Below are 250 nucleotides of genomic sequence, written 5' to 3'. Positions count from 1 at the left end.
CGGATCCTTGATCTCAACCTCAATGGTGTCGATCTCGTTGCCGTCCTTGTCCTTGACAACAACCTTGATCTTGTCACCCGGCTTCGCATCCTCAGAAGGAGTGACCTTGATATCACCGTTCGGCAGGATCTCAGCAGTACCCGGACCCTCGGTCTCAACCGTAGCGCCCTCAGGAACATCACCGGAACCATCCTTCTTCGGGACAGTCACATCCTTACCCGGCGTGGTAGAAGAATCATCCCAATCCGGA

1 protein-coding gene is annotated in these 250 nt (G+C 54.8%); it reads right to left on the bottom strand.

Annotation, left to right across the window (positions count from 1 at the left end; translation table 11 throughout):
* A partial coding sequence (locus tag HMPREF2656_RS02440; RefSeq protein WP_256381247.1) for a Rib/alpha-like domain-containing protein occupies positions 1–250 on the bottom strand: 250 nt, incomplete at both ends.

Origin of the sequence: Corynebacterium sp. HMSC034B08 (genome assembly GCF_001835805.1) — a bacterium.
GTDB classification, from domain to species: domain Bacteria; phylum Actinomycetota; class Actinomycetes; order Mycobacteriales; family Mycobacteriaceae; genus Corynebacterium; species Corynebacterium coyleae.
The sequence above is the reverse complement of the archived record's forward strand: the minus strand, read 5'-3'. Positions and strand labels throughout refer to the sequence as shown.